Source organism: Mycolicibacter sinensis (assembly GCF_001667375.1).
In the GTDB taxonomy this organism is placed as follows: domain Bacteria; phylum Actinomycetota; class Actinomycetes; order Mycobacteriales; family Mycobacteriaceae; genus Mycobacterium; species Mycobacterium sinense_A.
This window is the reverse complement of sequence record NZ_LZIN01000075.1, coordinates 261456-274476: the sequence shown is the minus strand read 5'-3', so window position 1 is coordinate 274476 and position 13021 is coordinate 261456. Positions and strand designations below refer to the sequence as shown.

Here is a 13021-nt window from a genome sequence, read left to right as displayed (position 1 = left end):
CGTGGTTCAGGCGGACTTGCCGGTGTAGTCGACCTGCCAGTGCTTGATCCCGTTGAGCCAGCCCGAGCGCAGTCGTTCCGGGGCGCCCAGCGGCTTGAGGTCGGGGATGTGGTCGGCGATGGCGTTGAACATCAGGTTCACCGACATCCGGGCCAAGTGGGTGCCGATGCAGTAGTGCGCACCGGTGCCGCCGAAGCCGACGTGCGGGTTGGGGTCGCGCAGGATGTTGAACTGCTGCGGGTTGTCGAATACCTCGGGGTCGAAGTTGGCCGCGCGGTAGAACATCACCACCCGCTGGCCTTGCTTGATCTTCACCCCGGACAGCTCGTAGTCACGAGTTGCGGTGCGCTGGAACGACGTCACCGGCGTGGCCCAGCGCACCACCTCATCGGCAGTGGTCTCCGGGCGCTGGGACTTGAAAAGCTCCCACTGCTCCGGGAATTCGGTGAACGCCATCATGCCCTGGGTGATCGAGTTACGCGTCGTCTCGCTACCGGCGACCGCCAACAGAATGATGAAGAATCCCAGCTCGTCATCGTTGAGCTTCTCGCCGTCGATGTCGGCCTCGATCAGTGTGGTGACGATGTCATGACCGGGGTTTTGCCGCTTCATCTCGGCCAGCTGCAACCCGTAGGAGATGATCTCCATCGACGAGGTCTTCGGGTCGTAGTGGGCGTACTCGGGGTCGTCGTAGGACGTCATCTGGTTGGTCCAGTTGAACAGCTTGCCGCGATCCTCCTGGGGCACGCCCATCAGGCCGGCGATCGCCTGCAGCGGCAGCTCGGAGGCCACCTCGACCACGAAGTCACCGGTGCCCTTGGCCAGGGCCTCCTTGGCGATGCCCTGGGCGCGCTGCTGCAGCTCGTCGTGCAGCGGCAGGATGTGGCGCGGGGTGAAACCACGCGAGACGATCCGGCGCAGCCGGGTGTGCCGCGGGGCGTCCTGGTTGAGCATTAACAGCCGGCCGACGTCGATATTCTCCCGCTCGATGTCGTCGTTGTAGCGCGGGATGGCGCCGTTGATCTCGCTGGAGAAGACGTCGTCGAGCCGGGACACCTCTTTGACGTCGTGGTGGCTGGTGATCGCCCAGTAACCGCCGTCTTTGAATCCACCGCTCTTGTCGTCCGGCTGCTCGATCCAGGAGATCGGGGCGGCGGCCCGCATTTCGGCGAACTCCGCATCCGGGAGCCGTTCGGCGTAGATCTCCGGGTCGGTGAAGTCGAACCCCGGGGGCAGTTTGGTACTCGACATCGACGACTCCTAAATGCAACGCGTTCTAGTAGCAGTAAAACATGGCCTCACCATAGACCAAAGGCCTCTTCACATCGTCGCTTGTCAGACTAATGAAACGTGTTCTAGCCTGGCCGCATGGGTAATCCTGTCATCGTCGAAGCCACTCGTAGCCCCATCGGTAAACGTAACGGCTGGCTGTCCGGCCTGCACGCCACCGAACTGCTCGGGGCGGTGCAGAAGGCGCTGGTCACCAAAGCCGGGATCGAGCCGGGCAGCGTCGAGCAGGTCATCGGCGGCTGCGTCACCCAGTTTGGTGAGCAGGGCAACAACGTGACCCGGCAGTCCTGGCTGGTCGCCGGGCTGCCCGAGCAGGTCGGCGCCACCACGGTGGACTGCCAGTGCGGCAGCGCGCAGCAGGCCAACCATCTGATCGCCGGACTCATCGCCGCCGGCGCCATCGACGTCGGCATCGCCTGCGGCATCGAGGCGATGAGCCGGGTGGGCCTGGGCGAGAACGGCGGCGGTGCTCGCGCCGCATCTTGGGACATCGACCTGCCCAACCAGTTCGAGGCCGCCGAGCGGATCGCCAAGCGCCGGGGTATCACCCGGGCCGACGTCGACGCATTCGGGCTGCGCTCGCAGCAACGGGCCAAGCAGGCCTGGGCCGAGGGCCGGTTCGACCGAGAGATCTCCCCGATCCAGGCACCGGTGATCGACGAGAACAAGCAGCCCACGGCCGAGCTGAACATGGTCAGCCGCGATCAGGGCTTACGCGACACCACGGCCGAGGGTCTGGCCAAGCTGAACCCGGTGATCGAGGGCGGTATCCACACTGCCGGGACCAGCTCACAGATCTCCGACGGTGCCGCCGCGGTGCTCTGGATGGACGAAGACAAAGCGAAAGCCCTCGGCTTCAAGCCGCGGGCCCGCATCGTCAGCCAGGCCCTGGTGGGCGCCGAGACCTACTACCACCTCGACGGCCCGGTGCAGTCCACCGCGAAGGTGCTGGAGAAGGCCGGGATGAAGATGGGCGACATCGACCTGGTCGAGATCAACGAGGCGTTCGCCTCGGTGGTGCTGTCCTGGGCCGCGGTGCACAACCCGGACATGGATCGCGTCAACGTCAACGGCGGCGCAATCGCGCTGGGTCACCCGGTGGGTTCCACCGGCAGCCGGCTGATCACGACCGCGCTGCACGAGCTGGAGCGCACCGACTCCTCGACCGCGTTGATCACCATGTGCGCCGGCGGCGCGCTGTCCACCGGCACCATCATCGAGCGGATCTAGTGGTTGCGGTCGCAGAAGCGGACCGCATCGCGGCGGCCCAGGCCTACATCGACGCGCTGGTCAGCCACGACGCCTCGGCGGTCCGGTTCTCCCCCGATTGTGTCCGCATCGAAGTCGGACTCAAGACCGGGTTCTCCGGAAAACACTTGCGGCGCAGCCTGAATCGGGGGCCGCAGTTCCGGTTGATCTCGGCTGCCACCCTGCCGAAGTACAGCGTCGACGGCGATGAGGTGCGGGCGGTCTTTGACATCATCACCAAGCCATCGCTGTTCGGGCGGCGGGTCTGCGCCCACGTCGACGAGGTGTTCCGGATCCCGGCCGACAGCCCGGACGGCACCGCCACCATCCACCACATCCGGGCCGGGATCAAGCCGTTCATTCAACGATAGGGTGATGCCGTGGAGACGCCAGAGAAGCCGAAGTCACTTGACTCGCCGGTCACCGGCACCATCATCAAGTGGATGTCGCGGGCCAACACGCTTGCCTACAAGGCGACCGGCGGCCGGATCGGCGGCAAGTGGCGGCTGGGCGCCAAGCATTTCGGGGAGGTTCCCGAAGTCGGCATCCTCACCACCACCGGACGCAAGACCGGTCAGCCGCGTGAGTCCCCGTTGCTGTTCCTGCGCGAAGGCGACCGGGTGATCCTGGTGGCGTCCCAGGGCGGGCGCGCCACCAACCCGATGTGGTACCTGAATCTGAAGGCCAACCCGCAGGTGTCGTTCCGGATCCGCAACGAGGTGCTGACCCTGCGGGCCCGCGACGCCAGCGAGTCGGAGCGGGCCGCCTACTGGCCGAAGCTCGACGCGATGTACCCCGACTTCGCCAACTACCGCGCCTGGACCGACCGAGAGATCCCGATCGTCATCTGCGAGCCGTGACGGCGGCGGTGCTGCTCGCCGCCTGAAACGCCGAACGTGTAACCAGTGCGAAAAAGTCGCGAAAATCTCGCGCTCAGTACACGTTCGGCGTGAACGATTACGCCCCGTAGACCGGCACCGGCGTCCGCGCCTGGGCCAGCAGGTCGGCGACGACCGGGCCCAGCTCGGCGGGGTCCCAACGGTTGCCCTTGTCGATCTCTGGCCCGTGCGCCCAGCCCTCGGCGACGCGAATCTTGCCGCCCTCGACCTCGAAGACCTTGCCGGTGACGTCCTTGGATTCCACGCTGCCCAGCCACACCACCAGCGGGCTGACGTTCTCCGGAGCCATCGCGTCGAAGGCCTGGTCCTGGGTGTTCATCATGTCGGCGAACACGGTCTCGGTCATCCGGGTCCGCGCCGACGGGGCGATGGCGTTGGCAGTGACGCCGTAGCGGCCCATCTCAGCGGCGGCGACTAGGGTCAGCGCGGCGATGCCTGCCTTGGAGGCGCTGTAGGTGGCCTGCCCGACGCTGCCCTGCAGGCCGGCGCCCGAGCTGGTGTTGATGATCCGGGCGTCGACCGTTTCGCCGGCCTTGGACTTGGCCCGCCAGTACGCGGCGGCGTGCTTCATGGTGGCGAAGTGGCCCTTGAGATGCACCGCGGTGACGGCGTCGAATTCCTCTTCGGTGGCGTTGGCGAACATCCGGTCACGGACGATGCCGGCGTTGTTCACCAGCACGTCGAGCGTGCCGTAGGTGTCGACAGCCTGCTTGATGAGAGCCTCGGCCTGGCCCCAGTCGGCGACATTCGAGCCGTTGGCAATGGCTTCGCCGCCGGCGGCCTTAATCTCATCGACCACGGCCTGGGCAGCGCTGCCCCCGCCGGCCGGCGACCCGTCCAGACCGACGCCGATGTCGTTGACCACCACCCGGGCGCCCTCGGCGGCGAACGCCAACGCGTGCGCCCGCCCGATTCCGCCGCCGGCTCCGGTGACGATGACTACGCGGCCGTCGAGAAGTCCCATGTTGTTGTCTCTCCCTTACTTGTTGGCGCTCGAAACATCGAGGTAGACCGGCGGCTCGCCCCCGCCGTGGGTTTCCAGGCTCGCGCCGCTGATGTAGGACGCGGCATCGGATGCGAGAAAGGCTGCCGCCCAGCCGATGTCGGCGGGCTTGGCGAGCCGGCCCAGCGGCACGGTGGCCGAGATGGCGGCGATCGACTCGGCGTCGCCGTAGAACAGCTCGGATTGCTCGGTCTCGACCATGCCGACCACCACCGAGTTCACCCGCACCTTGGGCGCCCACTCGACGGCCAGGGTGGCGGTCAGGTTGTCCACCCCGGCCTTGGCGGCACTGTAGGCCGCGGAGCCCGGCGACGGGCGATGCCCGCTGACGCTGGTGATGTTGACGATCGACCCGCCGCTGTCCTGGGTCTGCATGACGGCGTTGGCGTGCCGGGCGACCTGCAGCGGCGCGATCAGGTTGAGCTCGATGATCTTGCGGCTGAAGTTGGCCGAGGCCTCGGCGGTCAGCGCGTGTGGTGAGCCGCCGGCATTGTTGACCACCACATCGAGCCGCCCGTGGCGGCCGACCACAGCGTCGATCAGTCCCTTGACCGCGTCGTCGTCGCGGACGTCGCAGGCGTGGAACTCATACGGCAGGCCGTCTACCGGTCGGCGGGCGCAGGTCACCACCGTTGCGCCCTGATCGGCGAAGACGGCGCTGATACCGGCGCCGACGCCGCGGACTCCGCCGGTCACCAACACCACCTTGCCGGTCAAGCCGAGATTGATCGCATCAGACACTGTGCTAGCGTACCAAGCAAGTGCTTGCTCAGGTCAACCCAGGGGAGTCTGCATGCCGATCACGTCCACCACCGTCGAACCCGGGATCGTCGCGGTCACCGTCGACTACCCCCCGGTCAACGCCCTGCCCTCGCGGGCCTGGTTCGAGCTGGGCGAGGTCATCACCGCGGCCGGCAACGACATGTCCACCCACGCGGTGATCCTGCGGGCCGAGGGCCGCGGCTTCAACGCCGGCGTCGACATCAAGGAGATGCAGAACACCGAGGGCTTCACCGCGCTCATCGACGCCAACCGGGGCTGCTTCGCCGCGTTCAAGGCGGTGTATGAGTGCGCGGTGCCGGTGATCGCCGCGGTCAACGGGTTCTGCGTCGGGGGCGGCATCGGCCTGGTCGGCAATGCCGACGTGATTGTGGCCTCCGACGACGCCAAGTTCGGCCTGCCCGAGGTGGAACGCGGCGCCCTCGGGGCGGCCACCCACCTGTCGCGGCTGGTCCCGCAGCACATGATGCGCCGGTTGTTCTACACCGCGGCCACCGTGGACGCCGCCACCTTGCACCGATACGGCTCGGTGCACGAGGTGGTGCCGCGCGCCGAGCTCGACGAGGCCGCGCTGCGGGTGGCCCGCGACATCGCCGCCAAGGACACCCGGGTGATCCGGGCCGCCAAGGAGGCGCTGAACCTCATTGACGTGCAGAAGGTCAACTCCAGCTACCGCATGGAGCAGGGCTTCACCTTCGAGCTCAACCTCGCCGGGGTCGCCGACGAGCACCGCGACGCGTTCGCCGGTACCGAGAAGGGCGCCAAGAAATGAGCAAGGTAACCACGCTTGACGACGCCGTCGCCGAGCTGCGCGACGGGATGACCATCGGCATCGGCGGCTGGGGTTCGCGCCGTAAGCCGATGGCGTTTGTGCGCGCCATCCTGCGTACCGATGTGAAGGACCTGACCGTGGTGACCTACGGCGGCCCGGACCTGGGGCTGCTGTGCTCGGCGGGCAAGGTGCGCCGGGCCTACTACGGATTCGTCTCGCTGGACTCCCCACCGTTCTACGACCCCTGGTTCGCCAAGGCCCGCACCACCGGTGCGATCGAGGCCCGCGAGATGGACGAGGGGATGCTGCGCTGCGGGCTGCAGGCTGCCGCGCAGCGGCTGCCGTTCCTGCCGATCCGGGCCGGGCTGGGCAGCTCGGTGCTCGACTTCTGGGAAGGTGAGCTCAAGACCGTCACCAGCCCGTACCCGACAGACGGCGCCCACGAGACACTGGTGGCGATGCCGGCGCTGAACCTCGACGCCGCGTTCGTGCACATGAACCTCGGCGATGAGCGCGGCAACGCCGCCTACACCGGGATCGACCCGTACTTCGATGACCTGTTTCTGATGTCGGCGCAGCGCCGCTTCCTGTCGGTGGAGAAGATCGTGCCCACCGAAGAGCTGATCGCGACCACCTCGCCGCAGACCCAGGTGATCAACCGGATGATGGTGGACAAGGTGGTGGAAGCCCCCGGTGGTGCTCACTTCACCATCGGCGCAGCCGATTACGGCCGCGACGAGAAGTTCCAGCGGCACTACGCCGAGGCCGCCAAGTCCGACGAGACCTGGGCGGAGTTCACCGCCACCTACTTGTCCGGCAGCGAAGACGACTACCAGGCTGCGGTGAAGAAGTTCGGAGCGGAGGCCCAAGCATGACCGACTCACCCACTCGCGCCGAGATCTGCGCGATCGCCTGCGCCGAGTTGTTCCGCGACGCCGGCGAGATCATGGCCTCACCCATGGCCACCGTGCCCTCGGTCGGCGCCCGGCTCGCCCGCCTCACCTTCTCTCCCGACCTGCTGATCACCGACGGGGAGGCCCGCATCCTGGCCGACACCCCGGCCATCGGCAAGGTCGGGGCGCTGGAAGGCTGGATGCCGTTCAACCGGGTCTTCGAAACCCTGTCGTGGGGCCGGCGCCATGTGGTCATGGGCGCCAACCAGATCGACCGCTACGGCAACCAGAACTTGTCGGCGTTCGGTCCGCTGCGGCAGCCCACCCGGCAGATGTTCGGGGTCCGCGGCGCCCCCGGCAACACCATCAACCACACCACCAGCTACTGGGTGGGCGCCCACTCGTCGCGGGTGTTCTGCGAGACCGTCGACGTGGTCTCCGGCATCGGCTACGACAAAGTCGACCCGGCCAACCCGGCGTTCCGGTTCTTCAACCTGGGCGGGGTGGTGACCAACCTCGGGGTGTTCGACTTCGGCGGGCCGGACCACCAGATGCGGGCGGTCTCGCTGCACCCGGGTGTGAGCGCCGAGGAAGTCGCCGACAACACCTCGTTCGAGGTGCACGGGCTGGCCGAGGCCGCTACCACCCGGCTGCCGGAGGTCGAGGAGCTGCGACTGATCCGCGAGGCCATCGACCCGAAATCGCTGCGGGACAAAGAGGTCAGGGCGTGAACCGGCTCAAGACCCCGCTGACCACACTGGTCGGCATCGAACACCCGGTGGTGCAGACCGGGATGGGCTGGGTGGCCGGCGCCCGGCTGGTTTCGGCCACCGCCAATGCCGGCGGGCTGGGCATTCTGGCCTCGGCGACCATGACCATCGACGAGCTGGCCACCGCGATTTCCAAGGTGAAGGCAGCCACCGACAAGCCGTTCGGGGTCAACATCCGCGCCGACGCCTCCGATGCCGGCGACCGGGTAGACCTGATGATCCGCGAGGGCGTGAAGGTCGCGTCGTTCGCATTGGCGCCCAAAGCCGAGCTGATCGCCAAGCTCAAAGAGGCCGGCTCAGTGGTGATCCCGTCGGTCGGCGCGGCCAAGCATGCCAAGAAGGTGGCGTCCTGGGGCGCCGACGCGGTGATCGTGCAGGGCGGCGAGGGCGGCGGGCACACCGGCCCGGTGGCCACCACCTTGCTGCTGCCTTCGGTGCTCGACGCGGTCGCCGGCACGGGTGTGCAGGTGATCGCCGCCGGCGGCTTCTTCGACGGCCGCGGTCTGGCTGCCGCGCTGTCCTACGGAGCGACCGGCGTCGCGATGGGCACCCGGTTCCTGCTGACTTCGGATTCGACCGTGCCGGATGCGGTCAAGCAGCGCTACCTGGGCGCCGGACTGGACGGCACCGTGGTCTCGACCCGGGTCGACGGCATGCCGCACCGGGTGCTGCGCACCGAACTGGTGAACAAGCTGGAAAGCGGCTCGCGGGCACGCGGTTTCAGCGCCGCGATCCGCAACGCGGCGAAGTTCAAGAAGATGTCGCAGATGAGCTGGCCGACCATGATTCAAGATGGCCTGGCGATGCGGCACGGCAAGGAGCTCACCTGGTCGCAGGTGCTGATGGCCGCCAACACCCCGATGCTGCTCAAAGCCGGTCTGGTGGAAGGCAACACCGAAGCCGGGGTGCTGGCCTCGGGTCAGGTGGCCGGCATCCTCGAAGACCTGCCGTCCTGCGCGGAGCTGATCACCTCGATCGTCGACGAGGCGATCGAGCACCTTCAGGCCGCGAACTCGCTCATCACCTAAGCCCGAGCCGGAATCTCACGCCGCGACACGGGTGCATGGTGAGATTCCGACTCGGCGCGGGGCTTAGGCCTCGACCACCATCAGGGTGTGCCCGGTCGGGTCCCGGAACCAAAACATCGGCGGAACCGGCTCGCCCATCCGGGCCACCTGTGCGTCGACGTCGATCCCGAGTTCGCGCATCGCGGCGTGGGTGGCGTCGATGTCGTCGGTGGTCAGCGTGATGCCTGTTTCTGTCGGCACCACCGGCACGCCCGCCTGCGGCGGCGCCAGCGCGATGCCGGTCGAGCCGGTGGGCGGGTAGACCTCGATCCACCGGTAGCCGCCGCCGAATTCGTCGTCGGTGCGCTTCTCGAAACCCAGCGACTCGTAGAAGGCAACCGCTTTGTCCTGCTCGGGCGTGGCCAGGCATACCAGGTTGATGGTCTTGATGCCGGTCTTGGTGAGCGTCATCATGCTCCTTTGTGTGTTGGGTTATTCGGTGCCGTATGCCCGGGCGATCTCCGGAGAGCTCGCCCAGCGACTGAAGGTGGGATACTGCGGCCAGCCATCCGGAGAGTCCTGCCAGACTTCCTGGCGGCCGTAGGGCAGGACGTCAAGAAGGCCGAAGATGTGGCCGAGCTGTTCACAGCCGCGGTGGTTCGTGTGCCAGGTGCGGTAGACCGTGTCACCGTGGCGCAGAAAGACATTCAGCGCGAACTGACCGCCCGGCGGGGCACCGACGTCGGCGCCGAATGGACTTTCGGCGCTGCTGTACCAGTCCATCCGGTTGCCCACCCGCCGCTTGTAGGCGATCGCTTCATCGATCGGGCCCTGGGTGACGATGACGAACCGCGCGTCGTAGTCGGCTAAAAACTCCAACCGGGTGAACTGCGAGGTGAACCCGGTACAGCCCGGACACTGCCACTCCTGGCCGGGAAACCACATGTGGTGGTAGACGATCAACTGCTGTCTGCCGTCGAACACATCGACCAGCCGCACCGGCCCGTGCTCCCCGTCGAGCACATAGTCGGCCATGGCGACCATCGGCAGCCGGCGGCGCTGCGCGGCGATCGCATCCAGTTCGCGGGTGGCCGCCTTCTCCCGGACCCGAAGGGCGTCCAACTCACGCTGCCACGTCGCCTGGTCGACCACCGCAGGCAGGCCCAACTTTGTCTCCATGAAAGAACCTCCCACTGCCATGTGTACGGCGTCTACATTGAGTATGTTGACACCGTACACTTCAGCTCGAGGGGGTTGTCAAGAGGTGGCGGGAGCAAAGAGTGGTTACCACCACGGCGATCTACGCGCCGCTCTGATCGAGGCCGGTCTACACCTCACCCGGAGCGGCGGCCCCGAGGCCTTGACCATCCGGGAAGCGACCCGGCGCGCCGGTGTCTCGCCCAATGCTGCATACCGCCACTTCGCCGACCGCGAGGCCTTGCTGGGGGCGGTGGCGATCGCAATCCAGGAGCGGATGGCCGCGCGGATGCTTGAACCCGGACGTCAACGCGGTTCGGCGCAGACCCGGGCGCGCAACCAGCTGCGCGCAGTGGGTCTGGGCTACATCGAGTTCGCGCTGGACGAGCCGGGATGGTTCGCCGTGGCGTTTTTCGGCGGAGGAGAGGCGAAGCTGGGACCGCCGCATGAATCCAGTTCCGATCTGACCGCACTGGGCGACGACCGGGTTCCGCCGCCGTTTCGCGCACTGGAGGACGCCCTGGATGCGATGACCGATGCCGGTGTGCTCCCACCGAGCCGGCGCGCCGGCGCGGAGTGGCCCTGCTGGTCGGCGGCACACGGATTCGCCGAACTGGCCCTGCGCGGGCCGCTGCAGCGCAGCAGCCGCCGCGAGCTGGAGACACTTGCCAGACGCACGGTCGACGACGTCATCGCCGGGCTGGTGGGTTAGGCGGTCCGGTTCAGCCGGAGGCGGTCGGCCGGTGGATGCCGTTGCCGACGGCGAGCACGAATGAGGTCAGGTCGCGGGTGAGGTCGTCGATCGAGCGCGGGGGATCGGTCTCGTACAGAAAATCCGCCACGGTCTCGAACAACCCCCCGACGGTGGCGACCGACATCGCCCGATAATCGATGTCCTCGCCCGGCCGCGCCTTGCTGCGCCAGAACGCCTCGATGAATCCGGCGGCCCACTTGCGGTGGGCCCGCCGCTGCGCTTCCACCCGCGGCGAGATGCCGGTGGATTCGCGGAACGTCACTACCGCCACCCGCGGGTCGTCGACCAGCGCATGGGCGAACGCGGCCGCAACCCGGCGCACGATGGCCTCCTCCGCCTCGTCGGGGTCGGTGCGCCGCAGCTCCGCATCGACTTGTCCCTCGAGGCGTTCCCCCATCTCAGCCATCAGCGCCAGATAGCAGTCTTCCTTGCTGTCGAACAGTTCGTAGAACGCCTTGTTACCGACATAGGCGGTCTGGCAGATCTGCTCGATCGAGGTGTTGACATAACCGTCCTGCGCAAACAGGTCAAACGCCGCAGCCAATATCTGCTCACGGCGCTGCGCACGCCGCTGTTCGGCGTCCAGCCCGCGAATCCTGCGCCCCTGGGGGGCCGGAGTCGTCATTATTCCGCCCATGGCGAAGTAGTTTAGCTGCCTAACCGTTCAATAATAGTCACGTTCGCCGTGCCGCCGCCCTCACACATTGTCTGCAACCCGTACCGGCCGCCGGTGCGCTCGAGTTCGTGCAGCATGGTGGTGAACAGTTTGGCGCCGGTGGCGCCCAGCGGGTGGCCCAGCGCGATCGCCCCGCCGTTGGGGTTGACCTTGGCCGGGTCGATCGGGAACTCCTTCATCCAGGCCTGCACCACCGGCGCGAATGCCTCGTTGATCTCGACCACATCGATGTCGTCGATGCTCAGCCCGGTCTTCTCCAACGCGTAGCGGGTGGCCGGGATCGGGCCGGTCAACATGAACACCGGGTCGTCGCCGCGGGCGCTGATGTGATGGATCCGCGCCCGCGGGGTCAGGTTGTGGTCGGAGACGGCCTGCTCGGAAGCCAGCAGCACCGCGCTGGCCCCATCGGAGATCTGGCTGGCCAGTGCGGCGGTGAGCCGGCCACCTTCGACCAGCGGCTTCAAGCCGGCCATCTTCTCGAGGGTGGATTCCCGCGGTCCCTCGTCGACGCGGAAGGCCGCACCATCGACATCGACCGGAATGATCTCCTTGTCGAAACGGCCCTCGCGGATGGCGGTGAATGCCCGTTCGTGGCTCTGCAGCGCGAAGCGTTCCATCTCCTCGCGGGACAGGTCCCACTTCTCGGCGATCATCTCGGCGCCACGGAACTGCGAGATCTCCTGGTCCCCATAGCGTTCCAGCCATTTCTTGGACTCGTTTGTCGGCGAGGTGAAGCCGAACTGCTCGCCGACGATCATCGCCGACGAGATCGGCACCCAACTCATGTTCTGCACGCCGCCGGCCAAGATCAGGTCCGCTGTGCGGGACATGATGGCCTGCGCGCCGAACGAGATCGCCTGCTGACTGGAACCGCACTGCCGGTCGACGGTGACGCCGGGGACCCCTTCGGGGTAGCCGGCGGCCAGCCACGCCAGCCGGCCGATGTTGCCGGCCTGGCCCCCGATCGCATCGACGCAGCCCACGATCACGTCGTCGACGGCCGCAGGGTCGACGCCGACTCGGTCGACGAGTCCGCGGAACGCCAACGCGCCCAGGTCTACCGGGTGCACACCGGCCAGCGACCCGTTGCGCTTGCCGACGGCGGTGCGGCCTGCGTCGATGACGTAAGCCTGTGAGATTTCAGCCATTTCGTTTTACTCCTTCACTGATCCCCCCCAGCACGATGGCGAGGTATTGTCTGCCGACCTGTTCGGCGGTGAGCGGTCCGCCCGGTTGATACCAGCGCACCGAAACCCAGGTGGTGTCGCGGATGAAACGGTAGACCAGATCGACGTCGAGGTCGGGACGGAAGCATCCCGCCTCGATGCCCTGCTGCAGCACGTCGATCCACATCTTGCGCTGCTGACGATTGCGTTCGTCGACGTAGCCGAAGCGATCCTGCGCCGACAGTCGCTTGGCTTCGTCCTGATAGATGACGACTTGGGCGTGCCGGTGCTCGATCGCATCGAACGATGCCAGGAACAGCCCTTTGAGGCGCGCCAGCGGATCGGCCTCGGTGTCGATGATCTGCTGGTAGCGCTCGAACAGCCAATCGAGGAAGTCGCGCAGCACCTCGTCGACCATCTCCTCCTTGGAGGAGAAATGGTGATACAGACTGCCGGACAGGATCCCGGCGGCGTCGGCGATGTCGCGCACGGTGGTGGCACGCAGGCCACGCTCGGCGATCATCGCCGCAGCCAGGTTCAAAAGTTCGTCACGGCGCGTCATGGCA

General features: G+C 67.1%; 16 protein-coding genes. 8 read left to right on the top strand and 8 right to left on the bottom strand.

All coding sequences use genetic code 11. From position 1 onward, the window contains the following. Positions 1-6 precede the first annotated feature (6 nt). Positions 7-1251 (bottom strand): cytochrome P450, encoded by a 1245-nt coding sequence (locus A5771_RS16190; RefSeq protein WP_064856174.1) that lies wholly within the window; start codon positions 1249-1251, stop codon positions 7-9. A 117-nt stretch (positions 1252-1368) separates the two neighbouring features. On the opposite strand from A5771_RS16190, the gene A5771_RS16185 reads away from it, so the two are divergent. Genes A5771_RS16185 through A5771_RS16175 form a run of 3 tightly spaced genes read left to right on the top strand, consistent with a single transcriptional unit; the run spans position 1369 to position 3398 of the window. Then, positions 1369-2520, top strand: coding sequence for a steroid 3-ketoacyl-CoA thiolase (locus tag A5771_RS16185; protein WP_064856173.1), 1152 nt, complete (start codon positions 1369-1371; stop codon positions 2518-2520). Then, a complete protein-coding gene (locus tag A5771_RS16180) occupies positions 2520-2909 on the top strand; it encodes a hypothetical protein (RefSeq protein ID WP_064856172.1) in 390 nt (129 codons plus the stop codon). The genes A5771_RS16185 and A5771_RS16180 overlap by 1 nt, the downstream gene beginning before the upstream one ends. Positions 2910-2918: 9 nt before the next feature. Next, positions 2919-3398 (top strand): nitroreductase family deazaflavin-dependent oxidoreductase, encoded by a 480-nt coding sequence (locus A5771_RS16175; RefSeq protein WP_064856171.1) that lies wholly within the window; start codon positions 2919-2921, stop codon positions 3396-3398. Between the two features lie 97 nt (positions 3399-3495). Here A5771_RS16175 and A5771_RS16170 read toward each other — a convergent pair whose 3' ends face one another. Both A5771_RS16170 and A5771_RS16165 read right to left on the bottom strand, forming a co-directional pair. Further along, positions 3496-4401: an SDR family oxidoreductase gene (locus A5771_RS16170; RefSeq protein WP_064856170.1), complete on the bottom strand. Its 906-nt coding sequence runs from the start codon at positions 4399-4401 to the stop codon at positions 3496-3498. A gap of 15 nt (positions 4402-4416) precedes the next feature. Continuing rightward, positions 4417-5181: an SDR family oxidoreductase gene (locus A5771_RS16165; RefSeq protein WP_064856169.1), complete on the bottom strand. Its 765-nt coding sequence runs from the start codon at positions 5179-5181 to the stop codon at positions 4417-4419. 52 nt (positions 5182-5233) lie between these two features. Between A5771_RS16165 and echA20 the strand changes: the two genes are divergently transcribed. Genes echA20 through ipdC form a run of 4 tightly spaced genes read left to right on the top strand, consistent with a single transcriptional unit; the run spans position 5234 to position 8683 of the window. Beyond that, positions 5234-5992: a (7aS)-7a-methyl-1,5-dioxo-2,3,5,6,7,7a-hexahydro-1H-indene-carboxyl-CoA hydrolase gene (gene echA20 / locus A5771_RS16160; RefSeq protein WP_064856168.1), complete on the top strand. Its 759-nt coding sequence runs from the start codon at positions 5234-5236 to the stop codon at positions 5990-5992. Then, on the top strand, positions 5989-6867 hold the full coding sequence (gene ipdA, locus A5771_RS16155; RefSeq protein ID WP_064856167.1) for a cholesterol ring-cleaving hydrolase subunit IpdA: 879 nt from the start codon (positions 5989-5991) through the stop codon (positions 6865-6867). Before echA20 ends, ipdA begins: the two co-directional genes overlap by 4 nt. Further along, entirely contained in the window at positions 6864-7616 is a 753-nt protein-coding gene (gene ipdB / locus A5771_RS16150) for a cholesterol ring-cleaving hydrolase subunit IpdB (protein WP_064856166.1), read from the top strand. The genes ipdA and ipdB overlap by 4 nt, the downstream gene beginning before the upstream one ends. Then, positions 7613-8683 (top strand): (3aS,4S,5R,7aS)-5-hydroxy-7a-methyl-1-oxo-octahydro-1H-indene-4-carboxyl-CoA dehydrogenase, encoded by a 1071-nt coding sequence (gene ipdC, locus A5771_RS16145; RefSeq protein WP_064856165.1) that lies wholly within the window; start codon positions 7613-7615, stop codon positions 8681-8683. Before ipdB ends, ipdC begins: the two co-directional genes overlap by 4 nt. Before the next feature lie 63 nt (positions 8684-8746). Here ipdC and A5771_RS16140 read toward each other — a convergent pair whose 3' ends face one another. Together A5771_RS16140 and A5771_RS16135 are read right to left on the bottom strand one after the other, a co-directional pair. Continuing rightward, a complete protein-coding gene (locus tag A5771_RS16140) occupies positions 8747-9136 on the bottom strand; it encodes a VOC family protein (protein WP_064856164.1) in 390 nt (129 codons plus the stop codon). A gap of 18 nt (positions 9137-9154) precedes the next feature. Continuing rightward, positions 9155-9841: a DUF899 domain-containing protein gene (locus A5771_RS16135; protein WP_064856253.1), complete on the bottom strand. Its 687-nt coding sequence runs from the start codon at positions 9839-9841 to the stop codon at positions 9155-9157. Between the two features lie 85 nt (positions 9842-9926). On the opposite strand from A5771_RS16135, the gene A5771_RS16130 reads away from it, so the two are divergent. Beyond that, the gene (locus tag A5771_RS16130) at positions 9927-10571 is read left to right on the top strand and encodes a TetR/AcrR family transcriptional regulator (protein ID WP_064856163.1); all 645 of its coding nucleotides are present in this window, start codon (positions 9927-9929) and stop codon (positions 10569-10571) included. A gap of 10 nt (positions 10572-10581) precedes the next feature. On the opposite strand, the gene A5771_RS16125 is transcribed toward A5771_RS16130, so the two are convergent. Genes A5771_RS16125 through kstR2 form a run of 3 tightly spaced genes read right to left on the bottom strand, consistent with a single transcriptional unit; the run spans position 10582 to position 13017 of the window. Then, on the bottom strand, positions 10582-11250 hold the full coding sequence (locus A5771_RS16125) for a TetR/AcrR family transcriptional regulator (protein WP_064856162.1): 669 nt from the start codon (positions 11248-11250) through the stop codon (positions 10582-10584). 11 nt (positions 11251-11261) lie between these two features. Next, positions 11262-12428, bottom strand: a complete 1167-nt coding sequence (gene fadA6, locus A5771_RS16120; RefSeq protein WP_064856252.1) for a steroid 3-ketoacyl-CoA thiolase FadA6 — start codon at positions 12426-12428, stop codon at positions 11262-11264. A 1-nt stretch (position 12429) separates the two neighbouring features. Further along, positions 12430-13017, bottom strand: coding sequence for a TetR family transcriptional regulator KstR2 (gene kstR2, locus A5771_RS16115; RefSeq protein ID WP_064856161.1), 588 nt, complete (start codon positions 13015-13017; stop codon positions 12430-12432). Positions 13018-13021 lie beyond the last annotated feature (4 nt).

Excerpts from the sequence above, each read along its gene's own strand:
- A5771_RS16190 (WP_064856174.1), bottom strand. The coding sequence starts at position 1,251 with ATGTCGAGTACCAAACTGCCCCCGGGGTTCGACTTCACCGACCCGGAG.
- A5771_RS16185 (WP_064856173.1), top strand. The coding sequence starts at position 1,369 with ATGGGTAATCCTGTCATCGTCGAAGCCACTCGTAGCCCCATCGGTAAA.
- A5771_RS16170 (WP_064856170.1), bottom strand. The coding sequence starts at position 4,401 with ATGGGACTTCTCGACGGCCGCGTAGTCATCGTCACCGGAGCCGGCGGC.
- echA20 (WP_064856168.1), top strand. The coding sequence starts at position 5,234 with ATGCCGATCACGTCCACCACCGTCGAACCCGGGATCGTCGCGGTCACC.
- ipdA (WP_064856167.1), top strand. The coding sequence starts at position 5,989 with ATGAGCAAGGTAACCACGCTTGACGACGCCGTCGCCGAGCTGCGCGAC.
- ipdB (WP_064856166.1), top strand. The coding sequence starts at position 6,864 with ATGACCGACTCACCCACTCGCGCCGAGATCTGCGCGATCGCCTGCGCC.
- A5771_RS16140 (WP_064856164.1), bottom strand. The coding sequence starts at position 9,136 with ATGATGACGCTCACCAAGACCGGCATCAAGACCATCAACCTGGTATGC.
- A5771_RS16135 (WP_064856253.1), bottom strand. The coding sequence starts at position 9,841 with ATGGAGACAAAGTTGGGCCTGCCTGCGGTGGTCGACCAGGCGACGTGG.
- A5771_RS16125 (WP_064856162.1), bottom strand. The coding sequence starts at position 11,250 with ATGGGCGGAATAATGACGACTCCGGCCCCCCAGGGGCGCAGGATTCGC.
- kstR2 (WP_064856161.1), bottom strand. The coding sequence starts at position 13,017 with ATGACGCGCCGTGACGAACTTTTGAACCTGGCTGCGGCGATGATCGCC.